The following is a 22,218-nucleotide window of genomic DNA, read 5'->3' as shown; positions in this document are numbered from 1 at the left end:
ACGGACGCCCGGCGTCCGGTGCCTGCCCGCGATTGGCCCGGCAGCGCCCGCATGTCGCCTCCCCGTGGGCAGCGGCTCCGGCAGGTTCGCCGGTCGCGGCTCACTCCAGCGCGTAGCGCAGCAAGAACAGCCCGGCCACCAGCCACACCGCCGGGTGCACCTCGCGCCAGCGGCCGGTGCCGGCCTTCAGCACCGCGTAGGCGATGAAGCCGAACGCCAGCCCGTTGGCGATGGAGTAGGTGAACGGCATCGCCAGCGCGCACAACGCCGCCGGCACCGATTCGGTGAGGTCGCTCCACTCCACGTCCACCAGTTCGCGCAGCATCAACCCGGCCACGAACAGCAGCGCCGGGGCCGTGGCATAGCCGGGAACCATCGCCGCCAGCGGCGAGAACAGCAGCGCGGCCAGGAACAGCGCCGCCACCACCAGCGCGGTCAGGCCGGTACGCCCGCCGACCTGCACGCCGGAGGCGCTCTCGGCGTAGGCGGTGGTGCTGCTGGTGCCCATCAGCGAGCCGGCCACGATGGCGCTGCTGTCGGCCAGCAGGGCGCGCCCGAAGCGCCTGTCGCCGTCCGGCAGCTTCAGCAAACCGGCACGGCCGGCCACGCCGTAGAGGGTGCCGGTGGCGTCGAACACTTCCACCAGCACGAACACCAGCACCACCTGCAGCAGCACCGCCACCGGCGCGCCGCCGTCGTGGTGCAGCAGGCCGGGCAGGTCCAGCTGCAGGAAGGTCGGTGCCAGGCTGGGCGGCAGCGACACCAGGCCCTGGTAGCGCACGTCGCCGATCAGCCACGCCGCCGCGGTGACGGCGAGGATGCCGATCAGGATCGCGCCCCGGATCCTGCGCGCCTCCAGCACCGCGATCAGCAGGAAGCCGGCCAGCGCCAGCAGCGGCGGCGCGCTGTCCAGCGGACCCAGCGTCACCAGCGTGTCGGAGTTGGCGACGATCACCCCGGATTTCTGCAGCGCGATGATCGCCAGGAACAGGCCGATGCCGGCGACGATGGCCGCCCGCAGCGACGCGGGAATGCCCGCCACCAGCCACGCGCGCGCGCCGGTCAGCGACAGCGCCAGGAACACCAGGCCGGAGATGAACACCGCCGCCAGCGCCTGCTGCCACGGCAGGCCGGCGGCGCCGACCACGGTGAAGGCGAAGAACGCGTTCAGGCCCATGCCCGGGGCCATGCCGACCGGGAAGTTGGCGGCCAGCGCCATGATCAGCGAACCCAGCGCCGCGGCCAGGCAGGTGGCCACGAACACCGCCCCCGGGTCCATCCCGGTGGTGGCCAGGATGTCCGGGTTGACGAAGACGATGTAGGACATCGTCAGGAAGGTGGTCAGCCCGGCCAGCACCTCGGTGCGGGCGCTGGTGCCGTGCTGGCGGAGCTTGAACAGGCGATCGAGCGAAGACATGGGAAATTCCGTGACGCAGTGGAAGTAACCCTTCTCCCTTTGGGGCGAAGGCGTGTTGCCTGCGGACCACGGGCCCGCAGGCGCCCGGCGCAAGCTGCCGGGCCGGGGCGCGAGGCGCCCCACGGGGCGGAGGCGGGGTACCGCGGAGATCCTGCAGCCGCTGCCATGACGAACGCGTCGCCACGCGCCGCCCCGGGTAAACCGTCGAAAAGCAACACCTGGATCGTTCGCCATCCGCACGCGTGGCGACGCGTCGCTCATGGCCGGCAACGATGCTTCCCTGCGCTGCGCTGCACCCCGGCCCGCCTCGCAAACCTGTTCCCTCGTCCCGATGGGAGAGGGGCTTTGCAAGCCGGCTTGCCCGGCTTCGCGCGCCCGGCACAAAAGCGGACGGCCGCATCGCTGCGGCCGTCCGGGTGTGGCTTACTTCAGCGCCTTGAAGCGCAGGCGCTTGGGGCCGGCGTCGTCGCCGAGGCGGCGCTTCTTGTCGTCCTCGTACTCGCGGTAGTTGCCCTGGAAGAACTCCACGTGCGAGTCGCCTTCGAACGCCAGGATGTGGGTGGCGATGCGGTCCAGGAACCAGCGGTCGTGCGAGATCACGAAGGTGTTGCCCGGGAACTCCAGCAGCGCGTCTTCCAGCGCGCGCAGGGTCTCGATGTCCAGGTCGTTGGACGGTTCGTCGAGCAGCAGCACGTTGCCGCCCTGCAGCAGGGTCTTGGCCATGTGCAGGCGGCCGCGCTCGCCGCCGGACAGCGAGCCGACCATCTTCTGCTGGTCCTGGCCCTTGAAGTTGAAGCGGCCGATGTAGGCGCGCGACTGGATCTCCACCCCGTTGATGTTGAGGATGTCCAGGCCGCCGGCGATTTCCTGGAACACGTTGTGGTTGCCTTCCAGCTTGTCGCGGCTCTGGTCGACGTAGGACAGCTTGACGGTCGGGCCGACCACGATCTCGCCCGAATCCGGCTTCTCCTGCCCGGTGATCATCTTGAACAGGGTCGACTTGCCGGCGCCGTTGGGGCCGATGATGCCGACGATGGCGCCCGGCGGCACGATGAAGCTCAGGTTGTCGATCAGCAGGCGGTCGCCGAACTTCTTGGAGACGTTCTTGAACTCCATCACCGAGTTGCCCAGGCGCTCGCCCGGCGGGATGAAGATCTCGTTGGTCTCGTTGCGCTTCTGGTAGTCGACGCTCTGCAGCTCTTCCAGGCGGGCCAGGCGGGCCTTGCCCTTGGAACGACCACCCTTGGCGTTCTGCCGCGACCACTCCAGTTCCTTCTGGATGGCCTTCTGGCGCGCCTTTTCCTGGTTCTCTTCCTGCTTGAGGCGCTCGTCCTTCTGCTCCAGCCACTGGGTGTAGTTGCCCTTCCACGGAATGCCGCGGCCGCGGTCCAGTTCGAGGATCCACTCGGCGGCGTTGTCGAGGAAGTAGCGGTCGTGGGTCACGGCCACCACGGTGCCGGTGTAGCGGTGCAGGAACTGCTCCAGCCATTCGACGGATTCGGCGTCGAGGTGGTTGGTCGGTTCGTCGAGCAGCAGCATGTCCGGCTTCTGCAGCAGCAGGCGGCACAGCGCCACGCGGCGCTTCTCGCCGCCGGACAGCTTGCTGATCACCGCTTCCCACGGCGGCAGGCGCAGCGCGTCGGCGGCCACGTCCAGCTGGTTTTCCAGGGTGTGCGCGTCGCCGGCGGCCAGGATCGCCTCCAGGCGCTCCTGTTCCTTGGCCAGCGCGTCGAAGTCGGCGCCTTCCTCGGCATAGGCGGCGTACACCGCCTCCAGCGCGGCCTGGGCCTGCAGCACTTCGCCCACGCCTTCCTCGACCGCCTGGCGCACGGTGTGCTCGGGGTTCAATTCCGGTTCCTGCGCCAGGTAGCCGACCTTGATGCCCGGCTGCGGGCGGGCCTCGCCCTCGAAGTCGGTGTCCACGCCGGCCATGATCTTGAGCACGGTGGACTTGCCGGCGCCGTTCAGGCCCAGCAGGCCGATCTTGGCGCCCGGGAAAAAGCTCAGCGAGATGTCCTTGATGATCTGCCGCTTGGGCGGGACCACCTTGCTGACGCGGTTCATGGTGTAGATGTATTGCGAGGACATGAAGTCTCCGTAGCGCACGCCCGCGCCCGGTCCGCGATCGGACAGGCCCAGGGCAAAAGGGGATTGCGCGATTATAGCCGCAACCGCGCTGCGACCGGACCGGCGGTTCGCCCCGGCGGGCTTGCTGTTCGATGAATCGCCGGGGTTTCCGCATCGGGGAAACCGTTTCCAGCCGGAAACCGTTCAGATGGCGTGAGCATGATGGATCCGTCACCCACCTGCCGCGAGGTCCTCCCCATGAAGATGAACCGTTTCATCGTTGCCGCGCTGACTTCGCTGCTGGCGTTCGGCATCGCCGCCCCGGCATTCGCCGCCGGCGACCGCGGGCACGACCGTGGCCGCCATGGCTGGGACGACCGCGGCCGCGACCGGGGCCAGGTCAAGCATCGCCGCGACGACCGCCGCCACTACAACACCGGCTATCGCCAGGGCTACCGCGACGCGCGCCAGCAGCGCGACCACTACCGCCCGGCGCCGCGGGTGGTCTACCACAAGGCGCCGCCCTACGGCTGGGCGCGTGGACACCGCTATCGCGACCATTACCGCGGCCCGGTGTACGTGGTCCACAACTACGGCCACTACCACCTGCGGCAGCCGCCGCATGGCCACCACTGGATCCGCGACGACCGCGGCAACCTGCTGCTGGTCGCCATCGCCACCGGCATCATCGCCGACCTGGTGCTCAACGGCGGTTGAGCGCCGGTGGCATCCGCTGCGAAGGGCGCGCCGCAAGGCGCGCTTTTCGTTTCCGCGGACGGGTGATGGCCGGCAATCCGGCAATCGCGATGCCGTGGCTCCCGTTTCCGCCCGTGCCGGCGCATGTCCGCGGCGGCTTCCGCGATGCAGCCGCACGCGCCCGGCGGCGCCGGGGCAGGGGCCGGAGGCGCTACAATCCGGGGCCCAGCCCCTACCTGCTACCGGAGTGACGATGTTCCCGCGCGACGCCCGCATCGAAAGCTATGACCCCGAACTGGCCGCGGCCATCAAGTCCGAGTGCCAGCGCCAGGAGGACCATGTCGAGCTGATCGCCAGCGAGAACTACGCCAGTCCGCGGGTAATGGAGGCCCAGGGCAGCCAGCTGACCAACAAGTACGCCGAAGGCTATCCGGGCAAGCGCTACTACGGCGGCTGCGAATACGTGGACGTGGCCGAGAAGCTGGCCATCGACCGCCTCAAGCAGCTGTTCGGCGCCGACTACGCCAACGTGCAGCCGCACTCCGGCTCGCAGGCCAACCAGGCGGTGTACTTCGCGCTGCTGCAGCCGGGCGACACCATCCTGGGCATGTCGCTGGCGCACGGCGGCCACCTGACCCACGGCGCCAAGGTCAATGCTTCCGGCAAGATCTTCAACGCCGTGCAGTACGGCGTGGACGAGCAGGGCCTGATCGACTACGACGAAGTCGAGCGGCTGGCACTGGAGCACAAGCCGAAGATGGTGGTGGCCGGTTTCTCGGCCTATTCGCAGGTGATCGACTGGGCGCGCTTCCGCGCCATCGCCGACAAGGTCGGCGCCTACCTGTTCGTGGACATGGCGCACGTGGCCGGGCTGGTCGCCGCCGGCGTCTACCCGAACCCGATCGAACACGCGCACGTGGTGACCTCCACCACCCACAAGACCCTGCGCGGCCCGCGCGGCGGCATCATCATCGCCAAGGGCGCCGGCGAGGAGATCGAGAAGAAGCTGCAGAGCATCGTCTTCCCGGGCATCCAGGGCGGCCCGCTGATGCACGTCATCGCCGCCAAGGCGGTGGCCTTCAAGGAAGCGCTGGAGCCGGAGTTCAAGGCCTACCAGCAGCAGGTGGTGAAGAACGCGCAGGCGATGGCCAACACGCTGATCGCGCGCGGCTACAAGATCGTCTCCGGCGGCACCGAAAACCACCTGATGCTGGTGGACATGATCGGCAAGGACGTGTCCGGCAAGGACGCGGAGGCCGCGCTGGGCCGCGCCCACATCACCGTCAACAAGAACTCGGTGCCGAACGACCCGCGTTCGCCGTTCGTGACCTCGGGCCTGCGCATCGGCACCCCGGCGGTCACCACCCGCGGCTACCTGGAACAGGACTGCGTGGACCTGGCCAACTGGATCGCCGACGTGCTCGACGCGCCGGGCGACGAGGCAGTGATTGCCCGCGTGCGCGAGGCGGTCACCGCACAGTGCAGGAAGTACCCGGTCTACGGTTGATGGGCGACGCCCACCGGCGCCGGCGCTATATCGCGCTGGCGCTGGTGTTCGGCCTGCCGGGCCTGGCAGGCGGCGGTATCTTCGCCGTGCTCGGCGTGTGGGTGGGGATGACCGCCTCCGGCTATTTCGGCGCCGGTACCAAAGCGTTGTTCGCCACCTGGGGCCTGGCCGGTTGCCTGGGGCTGCTGGCCTGGCTGTGGCTGAGCGCGGTCTACCTGCGCCATGGCGGTGACGGGCTGCGGCGCAGTGGCTGCTGGCCGTGGGCCGGGCTGGCGCTCGGTGCGCTGGCGGCGCTGCCGATGCTGGTGCTGGGGGTGTGGCATGCGACCGGCGGCAACACCGGGGGATGGGCGATGCTGCTGCTCGGCCTGCCGCTGCTGGTGCCGGCCTGGGCGCTGCTGCGTCGCCGGTCCGGCTGATTTGGCGTTCCGCGGCTTCTCAGGTACCGTTGCGACGCTGCCGTGACCGCGGCCTGACGTTCTCACGAAGCAAGGCGTTCCATGCATTGTCCGTTCTGCCAGCACACCGACACCCGCGTGATCGATTCGCGCGTTTCCGAGGATGGCGCGACCATCCGCCGTCGTCGTGGTTGCGAGGCCTGCGGGGAGCGCTTCAGCACGCTGGAGACGATCGAGCTGAAGCTGCCGGTCATCATCAAGAGCGACGGCGGCCGCGAGGCGTTCGACGCGCGCAAGCTGCGGGTCGGCTTCGACCGCGCGCTGCAGAAGCGGCCGGTATCGGAGGAGCGGATCGAGGCGGCGGTACGCGCGGTGGTCCACCAGCTGCGCATGTGCGGCGAACGCGAGGTGCCGTCGATCCGGGTCGGCGAATTCGTGATGAACGAACTGCGCAAGCTCGACCACGTCGGCTACGTGCGTTTCGCCTCGGTCTACCGCAGTTTCGAGGACGTGGCCGATTTCCGCGACGAGATCGAGAAGCTCGAACGCGACCTGCCCACCGCGGAAGAGCAGCTGTCGCTGCTGGGCGACGAGGCCGGCGCCAGGGCCAAGCCGCGCTGAGCCGGCGTGGACATCGTCCGGCTGTGCGAACGCCCGGCGTGGATCGACGCTGTCGCCGGCGCGCATGTGCAGGCATTCGGCGCGCTGTTGCCCGACTGGACGCCGGCGCAGGCCGCGCAGGAACTGCGCGAGCACTGCCGGCACGACGGGATTCCGGCCACCTGGGTGGCGGAGGAGGACGGCGACTGGCTGGGTACGGTCAGCCTGCTGCACGAGGACCATGCCGACATCCGCCAGTACGCGCCGTGGCTGGCCAGCCTCTACGTGCGGCCGCAGGCGCGCGGCCGCGGCGTGGCGCGGGCGCTGGTGGCGCACTGCGTGGACGAGGCGGCGCGGTTGCGGATCGAGCGCCTGTACCTGTACTGCACCGACGTGCTGGTGGAGTACTACCTGGCGCTGGGCTGGAGGCCGCACGACCGGCTGCTGCTGGGGCCGTTGCGGGTGAACGTGATGTGTCTCGATCCCGCCGCACCGCAACGGGCTGTCGGCGCCGAGTGAGCGACAATCCCGCATCCTCCGAGCGACACCGTCCATGAGCGACTTCACCGCCACCGACCACCTGCTGATGGCCCGCGCGCTGCGCCTGGCCGAACGCGGCGCATACACCACGCGGCCGAACCCGATGGTGGGCTGCGTGATCGCCCACGGCGACGAGGTGGTGGGCGAGGGCTTCCACCAGCGCGCCGGCGGCCCGCACGCGGAGGTGTTCGCGCTGCGCCAGGCCGGCGAACGCGCGCGCGGCGCCACCGCCTACGTCACCCTCGAACCCTGCGCCCACCACGGCCGCACGCCGCCGTGCGCGCTGGCGCTGATCGAGGCCGGCGTGGCGCGGGTGGTCGCGGCGATGCGCGACCCGTTCCCGCAGGTCGATGGCGGCGGCTTCGAGCTGCTGCGCCAGGCCGGCATCGCGGTCGAGCAGGGGCTGATGGCCGCGCAGGCGCGCGAGCTCAACCGCGGCTTCCTGTCGCGGGTCGAGCGCGGGCGGCCGTGGCTGCGGATCAAGCTGGCCAGCAGCCTCGACGGGCGCACGGCGCTGGCCAGCGGCGAGTCCAAGTGGATCACCGGCACGGCCGCGCGCCAGGACGTGCAGCGCTGGCGCGCGCGCGCCGGGGCGATCCTCACCGGCGCCGGCACGGTGCTGGCCGACGACCCGATGCTGACGGTGCGGCTGGACGCGGATGATGCGTTCCTGCCGCCGCTGCGCGTGGTGCTCGATGCGCGACTGCGCACGCTCGACCGGGCGCGGGTGCGCGAGGGCGGCGCGCCGACCCTGTACCTGCACGATCCGGCGCTGCGCCCGCCGGTCCTGGCGGGCGCGGAATTCGCCGCCGTGCCGCTGCGGGACGACGGCCGCTTCGACCTGCATGCGGTGATGGCGCTGCTGGCCGAACGCGGCATCAACGAGGTGCACACCGAGGCCGGCGCGGCCCTGGGCGGCGCGCTGCTGGCGGCCGGACTGGCCGACGAACTGCTGCTGTACATGGCGCCGCTGCTGCTCGGCGATGGCGCACGGCCGCTGCTGGCGGGGCTGGGGATCGAGGCGATGGCGCAGCGCATGCCGCTGCGGCTGGTGGAGGCGCTCCCGGTGGGCGAGGACCTGCGGCTGCTGCTGCGCCCGCAGTGACGGCCCTTCGGCGTTGGCTTTGGCTCGCCTGCAGGAGCGACGTGAGTCGCGAAGGGGCTTTCCCATGAAGCCTGAAGCCTTCTGTAGGAGGGACGTCAGTCCCGACGGGCCTTCCCGGGAAGGCCCGTCGGGACTGACGTCCCTCCTACAAGGAATCCCCTCCGCCGATCCGGAACCCCGGGAAAGCCCCTTCGCGACTCACGTCGCTCCTGCAACGGCGGGTACAACGGGGGCTCCCGCCGGCCCGTGGAACGTTGCATGCCGCCGGCTTCCGCTTCCCGTCCGCCGGCGGCTGCTAGAATGCGCCGGTCGGTTCGCCGGCATACCAACCAAACGTCTTCAGGGCGGGGTGTGATTCCCCACCGGCGGTAGGTGCAGGCCCTCCCACGGACGGCCGGCACGAGCCCGCGAGCGCCCGCAAGCCATTGCGGGGACAGCAGATCCGGTCCGATGCCGGAGCCGACGGTTGGCGCCACCGCATCCGCGGCGGTGCCTAGAGTCCGGATGAAAGAAGACGGCCTGCGCGCGGCCCCGCCGTGCGCGCGCCTGTTTGCCTTGCGGCGTTTTTCGCTCACCACTCATGCGGGAAACGTTCATGTCCAACCGTTCCATCGCCAGCGGCGTCCGCTCCCCGGAGGCCTGCTGATGTTCACCGGCATCATCGAAGGCGTCGGCCACGTGGCCGCGCGCGAATCCATCGGCGGCGACGTCCGCTTCCGCTTCGGGGTCGGCAACCTGCCGTTCGCCGACGTGCAGCTGGGCGAGAGCATCGCCATCAACGGCGTGTGCCTGACCGTGATCGCGTTCGACGCCGGCTCCTTCCAGGCCGACGCCTCCACCGAGACGCTCTCGCTCACCACCCTGGGCGGCCTGGCCGAGGGCGCGACGATCAACCTCGAGCGCGCGATGCGGCCCAGCGACCGCCTCGGCGGCCACCTGGTCAGCGGCCATGTCGACGGCATCGGCACGGTGCTGTCGATCCACGACGACGCCCGCGCCCAGCGCTGGCGCTTCGCCGCGCCCGGGGCGCTGCTCAAGTACATCGCCAAGAAGGGCTCGATCTGCGTCGACGGCGTCAGCCTCACCGTCAACGAAGTCGACGACGAAGGTTTCGAGGTGGCGCTGATCCCGCACACCGTCGCCAACACCGCCTTCGCCGCCACCGCCGTCGGCAGCGCGGTCAACCTCGAGATCGACCTGGTCGCCCGCTACGTCGAGCGCCTGCTGGGCCAAGGAGCCACCCCATGAACTTCGCTTCCATCCCCGAGATCCTCGAGGACATCCGCCTCGGCCGCATGGTCGTCATCGTCGACGACGAGGACCGCGAGAACGAAGGCGACCTGATCATGGCCGCCGAGCTGGTCAAGCCGTCGGACATCAACTTCATGGTCACCCACGGCCGCGGCCTGGTGTGCTTGCCGCTGACCCGCGAGCGCGCCGGCCAGCTCGGGCTGGCGCCGATGGTGCAGGCCAACACCGCGCAGTTCCAGACCAATTTCACCGTCAGCATCGAGGCCGCCGAAGGCGTCACCACCGGCATTTCGGCCTATGACCGCGCGCATACCATCCGCACCGCGGTCAAGCCCGATGCCAGGCCGGCCGACCTGCACCAGCCCGGCCACATCTTCCCGCTGATCGCCCAGCCCGGCGGGGTGCTGACCCGCGCCGGGCATACCGAGGCCGGGGTGGACCTGGCGATGCTGGCCGGGCTGGAGCCGGCCGGCGTGCTGGTGGAGATCCTCAACGAGGACGGCAGCATGGCGCGGCGCCCGCAGCTGGAGGTGTTCGCGCGCGAACACGGGCTGAAGATGGGCTCGATCGCCGACCTGATCGCCTACCGGCTGGCCACCGAGCACACGGTGGAGCGGGTGGACGAGCGCGGCATCGACACCGAGTTCGGCCCGTTCACGCTGGTCACCTACCGCGACCGCATCGCCCACGACCTGCATTTCGCGCTGGTCAGGGGCAATCCGGACGCGGCCACGCCCACCCTGGTCCGGGTGCAGGTGGAGAACCCGCTGGCCGACCTGCTGCACTGGCGCCGCGACGACTTCGGCGTGGCCGGCACCGACGCATTGCGCGCGATCGCCGCCGAGGGCCAGGGGGTGATGGTGGTGCTGTCGGCGCCGCGCGATGGCGATGCGCTGCTGGCGCGGCTGCGCCGCGAGGCCGTGGTGCGCCCGGCCGGCAAGGACAAGGACGTGGGCCAATGGCGCCGCAACGGCGCCGGCGCGCAGATCCTGGCCGACCTGGGGCTGGGCAAGCTGCGCGTGCTCGGCACCCCGCGCCGCCAGATCGGCCTGGCCGGCTACGGGCTGGAGATCGTCGAGACCGTGGTCCCGCCGGCGCCGTGACGGCCGGTCCGGTCCCGTCACGCGCTAAACTGACCCACCTTTTGGATCTGCCCCCCACATGAGTCATTACGAAGGCGACCTGCGCGCCCCCGAATCCGCCCGTTTCGCGATCGTCGCCAGCCGCTGGAACGCCCGCATCACCGACGTGCTGGTGGCTGGCGCCCGCCAGAGCCTGGCCGGCAACGGCATCGCCGAGGCCGCGGTGGACGTGGTGCGCGTGCCCGGCGCGTGGGAGATCCCGATGGCGGCCAACCGCATCGCCCAGGGCGGCCAGCACGCGGCGATCATCGCCCTGGGCTGCGTGGTCCGCGGCGACACCCGCCACTACGAACACGTCGCCGACCTGTGCGCGGAAGGCCTGATGAGCGTGCAGCTGCAGACCGGCGTGCCGGTGCTCAACGGCGTGCTGGCGGTCGAGCGGGTCGAGGATGCCGAGGCGCGCGCCGGTGGCAGCCACGGCAACAAGGGCGAGGAAGCCGCGCTGGCGGCGCTGGAAATGGTCAACCTGCTGGAGCAGCTGCCGTGAACAAACCCAACGAAAGCAGGCATGCCAACAAGCACGTCCGCCGCGACGGCATCGATCCGGTGCTGCGCTCGCGCGCGCGCCGCCGCGCGCTGCAGGCGATCTATGCCTGGCAGATCTCCGGCGGCACCGCGCAGCAGCTGATCGCGCAGTTCGCCCACGAGCAGGCGCACGAGATCGCCGACCTGGGCTATTTCGAGAACCTGATCGAGGGCGTGCTGCAGCACCGGGCCGAGCTGGACACGGCGCTGGTCGACTACCTGGACCGCAGCGTCGAGGAAGTGGACGCGATCGAGCGCGCGGTGCTGCGGGTGGCCGCCTACGAGCTGCGGCACCGGCTGGACGTGCCGTACCGGGTGGTGATCAACGAGGCGATCGAGACCGCCAAGCGCTTCGGTTCCGAGCACGGCCATACCTACGTCAACGGCGTGCTCGACCGCGCCGCGCTGGACTGGCGCCGGACCGAAGCCGGGGGCTGAGGCGGCGTTGCCGCTGCGCGTCCTTGCATGGCGCGAAGTGCGGTCCCGTCGCTGCCGCCCACCTGCGCCCGGGGTACCCCGGGCCCCGATGCGGATAACCCGGCACGCGCTTTTTTGGGGCTCGTGCACTCCGGGAAGAGAGGTGGCCCCTTGGTGTCTTGTCGCCGCTCGAAGAGCTCGCGGCTGATGGCCGTGTCGAAACCCCGGAACGGACTCCCGACATCCGGCCGGGCCGATCGCAGCCCTTGCTCCCCGCCGTCGGGCGAAGAACCTTTTCCCCGTGTAGCCGCGGGCCCTGTGCAACCATGAGCCGATGAGCCTGGCCGAATTCGACCTGATCGACCGCCTGCGTGCCCGTGCCGGCGCGCGGGCCGACGTGGTGCTCGGCATCGGCGACGATGCCGCGCTGCTGGCGCCGCCGCCGGGCGAGCAGCTGGCGGTCACCGCCGACACCCTCAACGGCGGCGTGCATTTCCCGGCGGAAACCACGCCGTTCGACATCGGCTGGAAGGCGCTGGCGGTCAACCTGTCCGACCTGGCAGCGATGGGCGCCGAACCGCGCTGGGTGACGCTGTCGCTGTCCCTGCCCGGATCCGATCCGGCATGGCTGGACGGGCTTGCCGACGGCCTGTTCGCGCTGGCCGGGGCGCATGCGGTGGCCCTGGTCGGTGGCGACACCACCCGCGGTCCGCTGTCGATCTCGATCACCGCGATGGGCTCGGTGCCGGCCGGGCAGGCGCTGCGCCGCGATGGCGCGCGCGCCGGCGACCAGGTCTGGATCAGCGGCGTCCCCGGCGAGGCCGCGCTGGCGCTGGCGTTGTGGCAACAGGGCGAACTGGACGTGGCCGCGCCGGCGGACGATCCGGCGCGCGAGGCCGTGCGCCTGCGCCTGTGCCGGCCGAGCCCACGGCTGGCCCTGGGACTCGGCCTGCGCGGCATCGCCAGTGCGGCGATCGACGTTTCCGACGGCCTGGGCGCCGACCTGGGCCACCTGTGCCGGCGCAGCGGCGTCGCCGCGCAGCTGCAACTCGCCGCGCTGCCGCGCTCGCCGGCGCTGGATGCGCTGGCGCCGGGCGAACGGGCCTGGCCGCTGCAGGCCGGCGGTGGCGACGATTACGAACTGTGCTTCACCGCCGCGCCGGAACGGCAGGCGCAGGTGCTGGCCGCCGCGCGGGCGGCCGGGGTGGCCGTGGCCTGCATCGGCGCGATCGAGGCCGGCCAGGGCGTGCGCTGGTCCGATCCCGACGGCGGCCCCTGGCAGCCGTCGCGGGCCGGGTTCGACCACTTCCGCTGATCGCGGCTCCCCTTCCGTACCGTGCCGCATTGCGGCGTGAGTCTTTCCGTACCCGTTGGTACGTTGCCCGCGCGTTTCCCCACGGCGTGAACTCCCCCGGGCCCGGCCCGGGGCCTGTCCCTGTACGGAGAACACAGCATGCAACGCATGGCCAAGCGGATCTTCGCCACCACCACGCTACTGCTCGCCACGGCCGGCGCCTGGGCCGGCGACTACAGCAAACGTTACGAACGCATCGCCAGTTTCGACGGCACCGCGCTGGGCGCGCTGGTGCTGGAACCCAAGGGCCAGGGCGACGGCCCGTTCCCGCTGGTGGTGATGCCGGCCAGCTGGGCGCTGCCGAACCTGGAATACGTCGGCCGCGCGGCGAAGCTGGCCGGCGACGGCTACGTGGTGGTCAGCTACACCTCGCGCGGGTTCTGGGACTCGGCCGGCAGCATCGACATCGCCGGGCCGGCCACGGTGGAGGACGTCAGCGCGGTGATCGACTGGGCGCTGGCCAATACCCGCTCCAATCCGGCCGCCATCGGCGCCTCGGGCATTTCCTACGGCGCCGGCACCAGCCTGCTGGCGGCCGGGCGCGACCCGCGGATCAAGGCGGTGGCCGCGCTCAGCGGCTGGGCCGACCTGCAGGATTCGCTGTACGCCAACGCCACCCCGAGCAAGCAGGGCATCCTGCTGCTGGGCGGCGCCGGCGGCCTCACCGGGCGACCCGGCCCGGAGTTGTCGCAGGTGATCGCACGTTCGCTGGTCGGCGACTTCCACGGCGCGGTGGACGTGGTGCTGCCGGTGGCCGCCGAGCGCGGCGCGCGCAGTGAACTGGCCAACATCAACGCCAACGGCACCGCGGTGCTGCTGGCCAATGCCTACAACGACGCCCTGTTCCCGCCGGGCCAGCTGGTGTCGTTCTATTCCGGCCTGAGCGGCCCGAAGCAGCTGGTCTTCAGCCACGGCGACCACGCCACCGCCGAGCTTCCCGGCGCGCTGGGGCTGGACAACGCAGTCTACGAGGCGGCCACGCGCTGGTTCGACCACCACCTCAAGGGCCACGCCAACGGCGTGCCCGCCGAGCCGGCGGTACGCCTGGCCACCACCGGCGGGCAGTGGCTGGGCTATGCCGACTGGAACGCGGTGCAGGCCAATCCGGTGCGCTACGGCCTGACCCGTCCCAGCGGCCTGATCGCGCCCACCGGCGCGCTGGCCACGGCCCACGCCACCGGCTGGCAGCACGGCATCGTCACCGCGCTGCCGACGGTGGCCGATTCCGGGCTGGTGATGGTCAGCGGCCTGCTGCAGGGCCTGGGCGTGCCGACCACCGCGTCGCTGCCGCTGGTCAGCCGGGCCGGTGCGGCGGTGTGGACCGGCCCGGCCCTGGCCAACAAGGGCGTGCTGGCCGGCAGCCCGAGCCTGCGCCTGACCGTGACCCCGAACCAGCGCGAGGTGACGCTGTTCGCCTACCTGTACAGCGTCAACGCGCTCGGCGTGGGCGAGCTGCTCAGCTACAAGCCGTGGACCCTGAGCGATGCCACCCCGGGGCAGGCGCGGACGCTGGAGATCGAGCTGGAGGCCACCGCGGCCGAGATCCCAGCCGGACGACGGCTGGCGCTGGTGGTGGATACGCTGGATCCGCGCTATGCCGGCAGCACCCGCGGTTTCGGTTCGGTCACGTTCTCCTCGCCGGCCTCGGTCCCGTCCGAGCTGCGGCTGCCGCTGCGCTGAGGGATCGCCGGCGGCAACGGCATCCGTGGCGACGGGCAGGCGCCTTCGTGCCGCGAAGGCGCCTGCGTGCCCGGCAGCCGCGCCGTCGGCGGATGGCGGCCGGGGCACTGGCATCGGATGCCGGCACCGACTGTCGTTCCTGCGGGACGCTTTTCGGGTGCTTCCCCCAAGGGGCATCCCTGGGGTGCCTTGTTGCCGCATGAAAAGCCTGCGACTTGCGTCGCTCCTGCAACAGCGTCTCTCAATTGTAGGAGCGACGTAAGTCGCGACCGCCGGGGCATCGATGGCCCCGACGGAACCGCGGTTTTCAGATGCCGCGGCGATCATCGCCGGACGCATCGGCGTCCGATGCGTTCCGCGCCGCCGCGCGCCCGTGGCCTCAGCCCGGCGGCAGCACCTTGCCCGGATTGAGGATGCCGTCCGGGTCCAGCGCGGCCTTGATCGCGCGCATCGCCGCCAGCGTGGCCGGATTGAAGGCGCGGGCCATGAAGTCGCGCTTGGCCAGGCCGATGCCGTGCTCGCCCGACAGCGTGCCGCCCAGCGCCAGGGTCAGCTCGAACACGCGCGGCAGCGCGGCGTGGGCGCGCGCGTTTTCGCCGGCGTCGTCCGGGTGGTAGAGGATGTTGACGTGCAGGTTGCCGTTGCCGGCATGGCCGAAGGCGACGATCGGCAGTCCGGACTCGGTCGACAGCGCCTGCACCCCGGCCACCAGTTCGGGAATGCGCGAGACCGGCACCACCACGTCCTCGTTGATCTTGCCCGGGGCGATGCTGCGCAGCGCCGGCGACAGCGCGCGGCGCGCGGCCCACAGCTTCTCGCGCGCGCTGCCGTCGGCGGCCACGTCGAGCATCAGCATGCCGTCGCCTTCGGCCGCCTGCGCCAGCGCGCTGAGCGCGTAGGGCAGGGTGTCGTCGTCGCCGTCGGCCTCGATCAGCAGCATGGCGCCGGCCTCCGGCACCTGCGCGCCGTTGCCGCGCAGCAGCTCCAGGCTGCGCGCATCCATGAATTCCAGCATCGTCGGCGTCACCGGCTGCGCCATCACCCGCGACACCGCGGCCGCGGCGCTGTCGGCGTCGCGGTACAGCACCCGCAACCCGGCCTGTGCACGTGGACGCGGCGCCAGCTTCAGCGTGGCCTCCACGATCAGCGCCAGCGTGCCCTCGCTGCCGACCAGCAGGTGGGTCAGGTCGTAGCCGGTGGCGTCCTTGGTCCAGGGGCCGCCGCATTCGATGAGTTCGCCGGCGCCGGTCACCGCCACCAGCCCCAGCACGTTGTCGCGGCTGCTGCCGTATTTCACCGCGCGCGGACCGCCGGCGTTGCACGCCAGGTTGCCGCCGATGCTGCAGATCTCGGCGCTGGAGGGGTCCGGCGGCCAGAACAGGCCGTGCGGCATCAGCGCCTGCTGCAGGTCGCCGTTGAGCACGCCCGGTTCGACCACCGCGCAGCGGTCGCCCGGGCGGATGGCGACGATGCGGTTCATGCGCGCGAACGACAGCACGATGCCGCCGGCCGTGGGCACCGCCGCGCCGGTGGTGCCGGTGCCGGTGCCGCGCGCCACCAGCGGCACGCGATGCTCGCGGCAGGCGCGCACCAGTGCCTGCACCTGCCCGCGGTTTTCCGGCAGCGCCACGCCCTGCGGCAGCGCGTGGCGCCAGGAATTGTCCTGCGCGTGCGCTTCCAGGCTGGCCGCATCGGTGCGCCAGCCATCGCCCAGCAACTGCGAAAGAGTGTGATCGAGGGCGGCGGGCAGGGCGGTCATGGCGTGGGCCGGTGAGGGGGAACGGGCGGCTGGATCAGTTTCCAGCCGACGACGGCCAGCGCCAGCGGCAACCATACCCAGCGCAGCTCCGAATACAGGGTTTCCAGCCCGCGGGTGCTGAAGAAGCCATTGGCGAACGGCGAGACGCGGATCGGCCGCCACGGTGCGAACAGGCGCTCGTCGTTCCACGGCCACCACAGCGCCACGCCGAGGCCGCCGGAAGTCAGCATGTCCAGCAGCGGGTGCGACAGCGCGCAGACGAACAGCCACGCCGCCGCCTGCATGCGGCCGGCGCGCAACCGCCGGTGCGCGAGCGCGCCGAGCAGCGCCAGCAACGCGGCGAACAGCAGCGAGTGGCTGGCGCCGCGGTGGCCGAAGGCGTCGGCATAGGGGATGTGCAGGGCGAAGGCCAGCACGTCCGCGTCCGGCAGCACCGCCGCGGCGATGCCGGCGCACGCCAGCGGCGCGGAGATGCGGCCGCGGTCGGCGGCGCACCACAGGGCCAGCGGGACGGCGGCATGGGTGAAGACGGTGGGCATCAGCAGTCGTCGGCGCGGAAGGCGTCGCGGATCCAGTGCAGGCGCGGCGGCTGCCCGCTGGCCTCGACCACGTCGAAGCGGCACGGCGCCTGCGCGTACTCCGAATGCGCGGACAGGAACAGTTGCGCGGCATGCAGCAGGCGCCGGCGCTTGTGCACGTCCACCGAGGCGGCGCCGCCACCGAAGGCCTGCGAACGCCGGTAGCGCACCTCGACGAACACCACGGCGGCGCCGTCGAGCATCACCAGGTCCAGCTCGCCGCCGCGGTAGCGTGCATTGGCGACGACGGGGCGCAGCCCGGCCTGTTGCAGGTGTTCGCGCGCGGCGGCTTCCACCGCCGCGCCTTGCTGCCGCCGGTCAGCGGCCATCGGCGATCGGCATGGGCCGGCCGCCGCTGAAGGTGGACCACGCCGGGGTGCGCAGGATGTTGCCGAATCCGTCCAGGTGCAGCATGCCGGTGGCGCCGGGCAGGCCGCCGTCGGCGGCGGTGGCCAGGCGTTCCAGGTAGGCGCTGATCTGCCAGGCATCGAAGCCGAAGGCGAACAGGCGCCCGGCGGCACCGCGGGCGGTCGGCAACGTCGCCGCCACCGCGCTGGCGGCCGGCAGGCCGGCCACGCCGCGCGTGGTCCAGGCTTCGCTGGGGAAGGCGATGCCGTCCAGCGCCATGTCCTCTTCCGGCTTGCCGGTACCCGCGACCAGTTGCGAGGTGCCGACCCGGCTGGCACCGGCCAGCCCGGCCAGCGCCAGCTGCGGCGCCAGCGCGCGCGCCTGGTTGCCGCGCACCGCAAGGAACACCGCATCGACCCCCGAGACCTGGCGCAGCTGTGCGCCGATGTCGGCCGGGTTGTCGCTGACGGTCACGCTGGCGGCGACCTGGCCGCCGCGTTCGTTGAAGCGCTCGCTGAACGCGGCCACCGCGCGGCGGCCGTTGTCGTCGTTGCTGCCCAGCACCAGCACGTTGCGGCGCTCGCGCGCGAGCAGGTACTCGGCGGCCATGATGCCGTCGTCCTCCGGTGCCAGCGAGAAGCCGGCGCTGCCGGGCGGCGGGGCGTCCTTGCCGCGGTTGAGCGCCAGCATCGGCACCGGCAACTGGTCGCGGGCGAACAGGGCATCGACTTCCTCGCGTCCCAGTGGGCCGACGATGAAGTCGGCGCTGTCGGCCACCGCCTTGTCGTAGGCCGCGCCGGCGCCGGCCGCGGTGCCCTGGGTATCGATGAACTGGATCTCGGGACGGCGGCGGGTTTCGCCGTAGTAGCCGGTCAGCAGGCCGTCGCGGACCGGCGCGGCGGCGGTGGCCATCTGCCCGGACAGCGGCAGCAGCACAGCCAGCTTCAGCGGCGGGCGGTAGCCGTCGCGGTCGGCCGGCGGCCGCTTGCTGGTGTCCAGCTGCCATTGCGCGTCGCGGTCGAACGGACGCGGCAACGACAGGCCGCGGGCGATCAGGGCGCGACCGGCATGGTTGTACAGCGGTTCGCCGACCGGCAATGCCGCCGCACGGTTGCGCAGGGTGTTGTCGTCCAGCGTGGCCAGCAGCCGGGTGATCGCGCGCTGGTTGTCGCTGCGCGCGGTGCCGGCCAGCAGGATGCCGGCGCGCGCGCGCGCGCCAGCGGCGTCGAACCTGTCGCCAGTGGCTTCCAGCGCCTGCGCGCGCGCCAGGTACCAGCGTGCCTGCAACGTCTGCGGCACCTGGTCGGGGCTGCCGCCCAGTGCCTGCAGCGCCTGCGCCGGCTGGCCGTCGGCCAGCGCGAGTTCGGCGCCGAGCAGGTGGAAACGCTGCAGGCTGGCGCCGCCGAGCTGGCGCGGCTGCACCTGCGCGACCAGCGTGCGGGCACGGGCCGCGTCGCCGGCTTCGTGCCAGGCGAAGGCGGCATCGGCCAGCAGCTGGTTGCGTTGCGTGCCGCGCAGCTGCGCGGCCTGCGCTTCCAGTTGCTGAGCGGCTTCGCGCGCCTGGCCCTGCTCCAGCAGGGTCATGGCGGCCTGATGGGCCGGCGAGGCGCTGGGCACGACACTGGTGGTGGCGCAACCGGCGAACAGCAGGATCGACAACGACAGGGCGGAAATGCGTGCGACTGGCTTGTTCATTTGAGGTCCGTTCGACAGGGCGCGGCGGAGCCGGGCCGGGGAAACGGTACGATTCTACCCTTGACCGATGGAGTGCCGTTGATGAGTTCCGCCGCCACGCTGTATGTCGTCGCCACGCCGATCGGCAACCTGGGCGATCTCACGCCCCGCGCTCAGGAGGTACTGCGCACGGTGGCGGCGATCTGCGCCGAGGACACCCGGCGCAGCGGCCAGCTGCTGTCGCACTTCGGCATCAACAAGCCGCTGCTGGCCCTGCACGACCACAACGAGGAGGCCATCGCCGAGCGCATCGTCGCCCGCCTGCTGGGCGGCGAATCGCTGGCGATGGTCAGCGACGCCGGCACGCCGCTGGTGAGCGACCCGGGTTTCCGGCTGGTGCGCGCGGCGCGCGCGGCCGGGGTCCGGGTCAGCCCGGTGCCGGGCGCGTGCGCGGCCATCGCCGCGTTGAGCGTGGCCGGGCTGCCGAGCGACCGCTTCGTGTTCGAGGGGTTCCTGCCGGCCAAGGCGGCCGCACGCCGCGAGCGGCTGCAACGGCTGGCCGGCGAAACCGGCACGCTGGTGTTCTACGAATCCTCGCACCGGATTTCCGAATCGCTCGCCGACATGGCGGGCGCCTTCGGACCGGAGCGGCCGGCGGTGGTCGCGCGCGAACTGACCAAGCTGTTCGAGACCGTGCTCGACGGCACCCTGGCGCAGCTGCAGGCGCAGGTGGACGCCGACGACAACCAGCGCAAGGGCGAGTTCGTGGTGATGGTGCAGGGCGCCGGCGACGATGCCGACGCGCAACTGGCCGAAGGCCGCCGCGTCTACGCGAAACTGGCCGAGCACCTGCCGCCGTCCACCGCCGCCAAGCTCGCCGCCGAGCTGACCGGCGCCCCGCGCAAGGCGTTGTACGGCGCGGCGCCCGGAGGCGGAACGGCGGGTTGAGCCGTCCGGCCGTCGCCGGGGCCGGGCGGGGGCTGCGACGCTTCCCGGTGACGATGCGGCACAAGCCTGCAGCGCGTCGGCGCGCCTGTTTTCATCGCGGTCCCCCGGGGAACGTCCGGACCGTCCGTCGCTGTTCGGCTTGAGGCACATGCACGGCATGCGCCCGGCATGCTGCAATGCGCCGACATCGGCTGCGGAGCTTCGGACATGCGCAGGGACATGCAGTGGATCATGGCGATGCTGTTCGGGTTCGCGGTCCTGTCCGCCTCGGCGCAGGAGTCGGCGGCGCCCGCCATCGAGCGGATCGAGGGCGGCGACGGCCAGCCGATGGCGGTGCACGTGTTCGCGCCACCGCAGCCGGCCAAGGCGCCGCGCGCGGCGATCGTGCTGTTCCACGGCGGCGGCTGGACCGTCGGCGAGGCGAGCTGGATCCACGGGACCGCACGCCTGCTGGCCGAGGCGGGCATGGTCGCGGTGTCGGTCGAGTACCGGCTGTCCAACCGGGACGATGTCACCCCGTTCGATGCGGTGGCCGACGCCCGCGCCGCGATCCGCTGGGTGCGGCGCGAAGCGACGCGGCTCGGCGTCGACCCGGGCCGGGTCGCGGCGGGTGGAATCTCCGCAGGTGGGCATCTGGCCGCGGCCACGGCCGTCTTCGACGAACCTTCGGCCGATGCCGTGCCCGCCCGGCCCGATGCGCTGGTGCTGTCGTCGGCCGCGGTCGCCGTGGCCGGCGACGGCTGGTTCCGCAGGTTGGCCGGCGGGGCGGCGCAGGCGGCTGCGTTGTCGCCCGACCGCTACGTCCGCCATGGCATGCCGCCGACCATCCTGCTCCAGGGCGAGGAGGACAGCGTGACACCGGCGGCCGGCGCGCGGGACTTCTGCGACAGCCTGCGGCGCGTGGGCACGACCTGCGAGCTGCATCTGTATCCCGGGGTCGGCCATCTGTTCACGCGCAACCTCGCACAGCAGGAGGAACCGGACTACAGCGCGCTCGATGCGGACATCCGGGCCCAGGGCAATGCGGCGGTTGTCGCCTTCCTGCGCGGGTTGGGGTTCGCCGGGGACTGACGGACTGCGGCGGCGAGGCCGACGCGACCTGCGGCACTGCCCGTTGCCGTGGATCTGGTGCCGCCGCCGGTGCCGGCCGAGTGGTCGCGGTCCCGAGCCGACCGACCTGCGGCAGACCGGCGGCGACCCATCGTGCGGAACGCCGGCGCACGAGGCGGCGGTCGATTTGGCAGGCGCCAGACGGGTGGCTAGAGTGGCCGCTTCGCGGACGCAGGAGGCGGGCAATGCGCATCGGACCATGGATCGTCGGTTGGGGGCTGCTGTTGGCGGCGGGGCCGTCGTGGGCGCTGGATGTTTCGGCGACCATGGCCGAGGCCTGCGAGCCGCGCGCTCCCGGGGCAACCGCCGAGCTGGAACGCCACCTGGATGCCAGCACCGGCGAGAACGAAAGGAAGGCGCTGGCCGAGCGGCTGCTCGACAGCGCGGTGCGCGAAGCTGGCGCGCGGAGCGCCTTCTCGGTGGTGAGCCTGCACCGGTTGTGCCTGCAGCGGCTGGAACAGGCCACGCCGGAAGAATTGCCGGACGAGCGCCGCACGCGCATCGCCGCATTGCTGCAGGACTTCCATTCCGAACATGCCTCGGTGTGCTCGCCTGCGCAGTGGCAGGGGTGGGAACGGTTGCTGGACGAGCAGCCGCGGGCCTATGAGGTGTTGGCGTTCCTGCCCACGCCGCCGGCGGACCTGGACAGCTGCCTGGTCGCGCTCCAGGAGCAGGCGCGCCAGCTCGAATCGATGGTCTCCATGATGGCCGAGGAATTCGAGGTGATGCGGCTGTGGGAACGCGACGGCGAACCGGGCACCGACCGGCGCGGGTTGGGCGTCGGCCTGCATGGCAGGTACATCGCCCGGGTGATCGAGGGCTTGCCTGCCGCGCGTGCCGGCCTGCGGGAGAGGGACCTCATCACCGCCATCGACGGCGTGCCGGTATGGAGCGAGATGGGCATTCTCCATGCGTTGCACGTGGCGCCGGCCGATACCGTGCAGGTACGGATGCAGCGATGGGACCCGGATAGCGGCGCGCTGGCGGAGTCGACCCGCGAGGTCGGGCTGGTCGATCTGGGAACGCTCTGACGCCGCAGGTCGTCCGCAATGCCCGCCATGCGGGCGCCAGAGCGCGGACCCGGGAGCTGCAGGCGGATGCC

Annotated in this window: 21 protein-coding genes and 1 riboswitch; of the genes, 15 read left to right on the top strand and 6 right to left on the bottom strand. The window is 71.8% G+C overall.

Going from position 1 to position 22,218, the window contains the following annotated elements; translation table 11 throughout:
- Positions 1 to 100 precede the first annotated feature (100 nt).
- Both OK345_RS02950 and ettA read right to left on the bottom strand, forming a co-directional pair.
- Entirely contained in the window at positions 101 to 1,417 is a 1,317-nt protein-coding gene (locus OK345_RS02950; protein WP_265126415.1) for an NCS2 family permease, read from the bottom strand.
- Between the two features lie 423 nt (positions 1,418 to 1,840).
- Positions 1,841 to 3,505, bottom strand: coding sequence for an energy-dependent translational throttle protein EttA (gene ettA, locus OK345_RS02945; protein ID WP_265126414.1), 1,665 nt, complete (start codon positions 3,503 to 3,505; stop codon positions 1,841 to 1,843).
- 237 nt (positions 3,506 to 3,742) lie between these two features.
- Here ettA and OK345_RS02940 point away from each other — a divergent pair, with 237 nt between their 5' ends.
- The 12 genes from OK345_RS02940 (at position 3,743) to OK345_RS02885 (ending at position 14,699) form a co-directional block, all read left to right on the top strand.
- Positions 3,743 to 4,201, top strand: coding sequence for an RcnB family protein (locus OK345_RS02940; RefSeq protein WP_265126413.1), 459 nt, complete (start codon positions 3,743 to 3,745; stop codon positions 4,199 to 4,201).
- A gap of 232 nt (positions 4,202 to 4,433) precedes the next feature.
- Positions 4,434 to 5,687: a serine hydroxymethyltransferase gene (glyA, locus tag OK345_RS02935; RefSeq protein ID WP_265126412.1), complete on the top strand. Its 1,254-nt coding sequence runs from the start codon at positions 4,434 to 4,436 to the stop codon at positions 5,685 to 5,687.
- Positions 5,687 to 6,106: a hypothetical protein gene (locus tag OK345_RS02930; RefSeq protein ID WP_265126411.1), complete on the top strand. Its 420-nt coding sequence runs from the start codon at positions 5,687 to 5,689 to the stop codon at positions 6,104 to 6,106. Before glyA ends, OK345_RS02930 begins: the two co-directional genes overlap by 1 nt.
- Before the next feature lie 81 nt (positions 6,107 to 6,187).
- Entirely contained in the window at positions 6,188 to 6,706 is a 519-nt protein-coding gene (gene nrdR, locus OK345_RS02925; protein ID WP_265126410.1) for a transcriptional regulator NrdR, read from the top strand.
- A gap of 6 nt (positions 6,707 to 6,712) precedes the next feature.
- Positions 6,713 to 7,204, top strand: coding sequence for a GNAT family N-acetyltransferase (locus tag OK345_RS02920; RefSeq protein WP_265126409.1), 492 nt, complete (start codon positions 6,713 to 6,715; stop codon positions 7,202 to 7,204).
- Positions 7,205 to 7,238: 34 nt separating this feature from the next.
- Positions 7,239 to 8,330, top strand: a complete 1,092-nt coding sequence (gene ribD / locus OK345_RS02915) for a bifunctional diaminohydroxyphosphoribosylaminopyrimidine deaminase/5-amino-6-(5-phosphoribosylamino)uracil reductase RibD (protein WP_265126408.1) — start codon at positions 7,239 to 7,241, stop codon at positions 8,328 to 8,330.
- Positions 8,331 to 8,661: 331 nt separating this feature from the next.
- Positions 8,662 to 8,850: riboswitch (FMN riboswitch) on the top strand.
- A 125-nt stretch (positions 8,851 to 8,975) separates the two neighbouring features.
- Positions 8,976 to 9,578 (top strand): riboflavin synthase, encoded by a 603-nt coding sequence (locus OK345_RS02910; RefSeq protein ID WP_265126407.1) that lies wholly within the window; start codon positions 8,976 to 8,978, stop codon positions 9,576 to 9,578.
- Complete coding sequence (gene ribB / locus OK345_RS02905; protein WP_265126406.1) at positions 9,575 to 10,684, top strand: 3,4-dihydroxy-2-butanone-4-phosphate synthase; 1,110 nt, start codon at positions 9,575 to 9,577, stop codon at positions 10,682 to 10,684. The genes OK345_RS02910 and ribB overlap by 4 nt, the downstream gene beginning before the upstream one ends.
- 58 nt (positions 10,685 to 10,742) lie before the next feature.
- The gene (gene ribH / locus OK345_RS02900) at positions 10,743 to 11,210 is read left to right on the top strand and encodes a 6,7-dimethyl-8-ribityllumazine synthase (protein WP_265126405.1); all 468 of its coding nucleotides are present in this window, start codon (positions 10,743 to 10,745) and stop codon (positions 11,208 to 11,210) included.
- Positions 11,207 to 11,686 (top strand): transcription antitermination factor NusB, encoded by a 480-nt coding sequence (nusB, locus tag OK345_RS02895; RefSeq protein ID WP_265126404.1) that lies wholly within the window; start codon positions 11,207 to 11,209, stop codon positions 11,684 to 11,686. Before ribH ends, nusB begins: the two co-directional genes overlap by 4 nt.
- Positions 11,687 to 12,005: 319 nt before the next feature.
- Positions 12,006 to 12,980, top strand: coding sequence for a thiamine-phosphate kinase (thiL, locus tag OK345_RS02890; protein ID WP_265126606.1), 975 nt, complete (start codon positions 12,006 to 12,008; stop codon positions 12,978 to 12,980).
- 138 nt (positions 12,981 to 13,118) lie between these two features.
- The gene (locus OK345_RS02885; RefSeq protein WP_265126403.1) at positions 13,119 to 14,699 is read left to right on the top strand and encodes a CocE/NonD family hydrolase; all 1,581 of its coding nucleotides are present in this window, start codon (positions 13,119 to 13,121) and stop codon (positions 14,697 to 14,699) included.
- A 379-nt stretch (positions 14,700 to 15,078) separates the two neighbouring features.
- Here the strand turns inward: OK345_RS02885 and OK345_RS02880 are convergent, their stop codons facing one another.
- Genes OK345_RS02880 through OK345_RS02865 form a run of 4 tightly spaced genes read right to left on the bottom strand, consistent with a single transcriptional unit; the run spans position 15,079 to position 19,079 of the window.
- A complete protein-coding gene (locus OK345_RS02880; RefSeq protein WP_265126402.1) occupies positions 15,079 to 16,458 on the bottom strand; it encodes an FAD-binding oxidoreductase in 1,380 nt (459 codons plus the stop codon).
- A complete protein-coding gene (locus OK345_RS02875) occupies positions 16,455 to 16,997 on the bottom strand; it encodes a metal-dependent hydrolase (protein WP_265126401.1) in 543 nt (180 codons plus the stop codon). Before OK345_RS02875 ends, OK345_RS02880 begins: the two co-directional genes overlap by 4 nt.
- Complete coding sequence (locus tag OK345_RS02870; protein ID WP_265126400.1) at positions 16,997 to 17,365, bottom strand: YraN family protein; 369 nt, start codon at positions 17,363 to 17,365, stop codon at positions 16,997 to 16,999. The genes OK345_RS02875 and OK345_RS02870 overlap by 1 nt, the downstream gene beginning before the upstream one ends.
- Positions 17,355 to 19,079 (bottom strand): penicillin-binding protein activator, encoded by a 1,725-nt coding sequence (locus OK345_RS02865; protein ID WP_265126399.1) that lies wholly within the window; start codon positions 19,077 to 19,079, stop codon positions 17,355 to 17,357. Before OK345_RS02865 ends, OK345_RS02870 begins: the two co-directional genes overlap by 11 nt.
- A gap of 81 nt (positions 19,080 to 19,160) precedes the next feature.
- Here OK345_RS02865 and rsmI point away from each other — a divergent pair, with 81 nt between their 5' ends.
- The 3 genes from rsmI (at position 19,161) to OK345_RS02850 (ending at position 22,147) form a co-directional block, all read left to right on the top strand.
- On the top strand, positions 19,161 to 20,006 hold the full coding sequence (gene rsmI / locus OK345_RS02860) for a 16S rRNA (cytidine(1402)-2'-O)-methyltransferase (protein WP_265126398.1): 846 nt from the start codon (positions 19,161 to 19,163) through the stop codon (positions 20,004 to 20,006).
- 207 nt (positions 20,007 to 20,213) lie between these two features.
- The gene (locus OK345_RS02855; RefSeq protein WP_265126397.1) at positions 20,214 to 21,077 is read left to right on the top strand and encodes an alpha/beta hydrolase; all 864 of its coding nucleotides are present in this window, start codon (positions 20,214 to 20,216) and stop codon (positions 21,075 to 21,077) included.
- A gap of 224 nt (positions 21,078 to 21,301) precedes the next feature.
- Entirely contained in the window at positions 21,302 to 22,147 is an 846-nt protein-coding gene (locus OK345_RS02850) for a PDZ domain-containing protein (RefSeq protein ID WP_265126396.1), read from the top strand.
- Positions 22,148 to 22,218 lie beyond the last annotated feature (71 nt).

Origin of the sequence: Xanthomonas chitinilytica, assembly GCF_026107455.2 — a bacterium.
GTDB classification, from domain to species: Bacteria; Pseudomonadota; Gammaproteobacteria; order Xanthomonadales; family Xanthomonadaceae; genus Stenotrophomonas; species Stenotrophomonas chitinilytica.
This window is presented reverse-complemented; position numbering and strand designations above follow the sequence as displayed.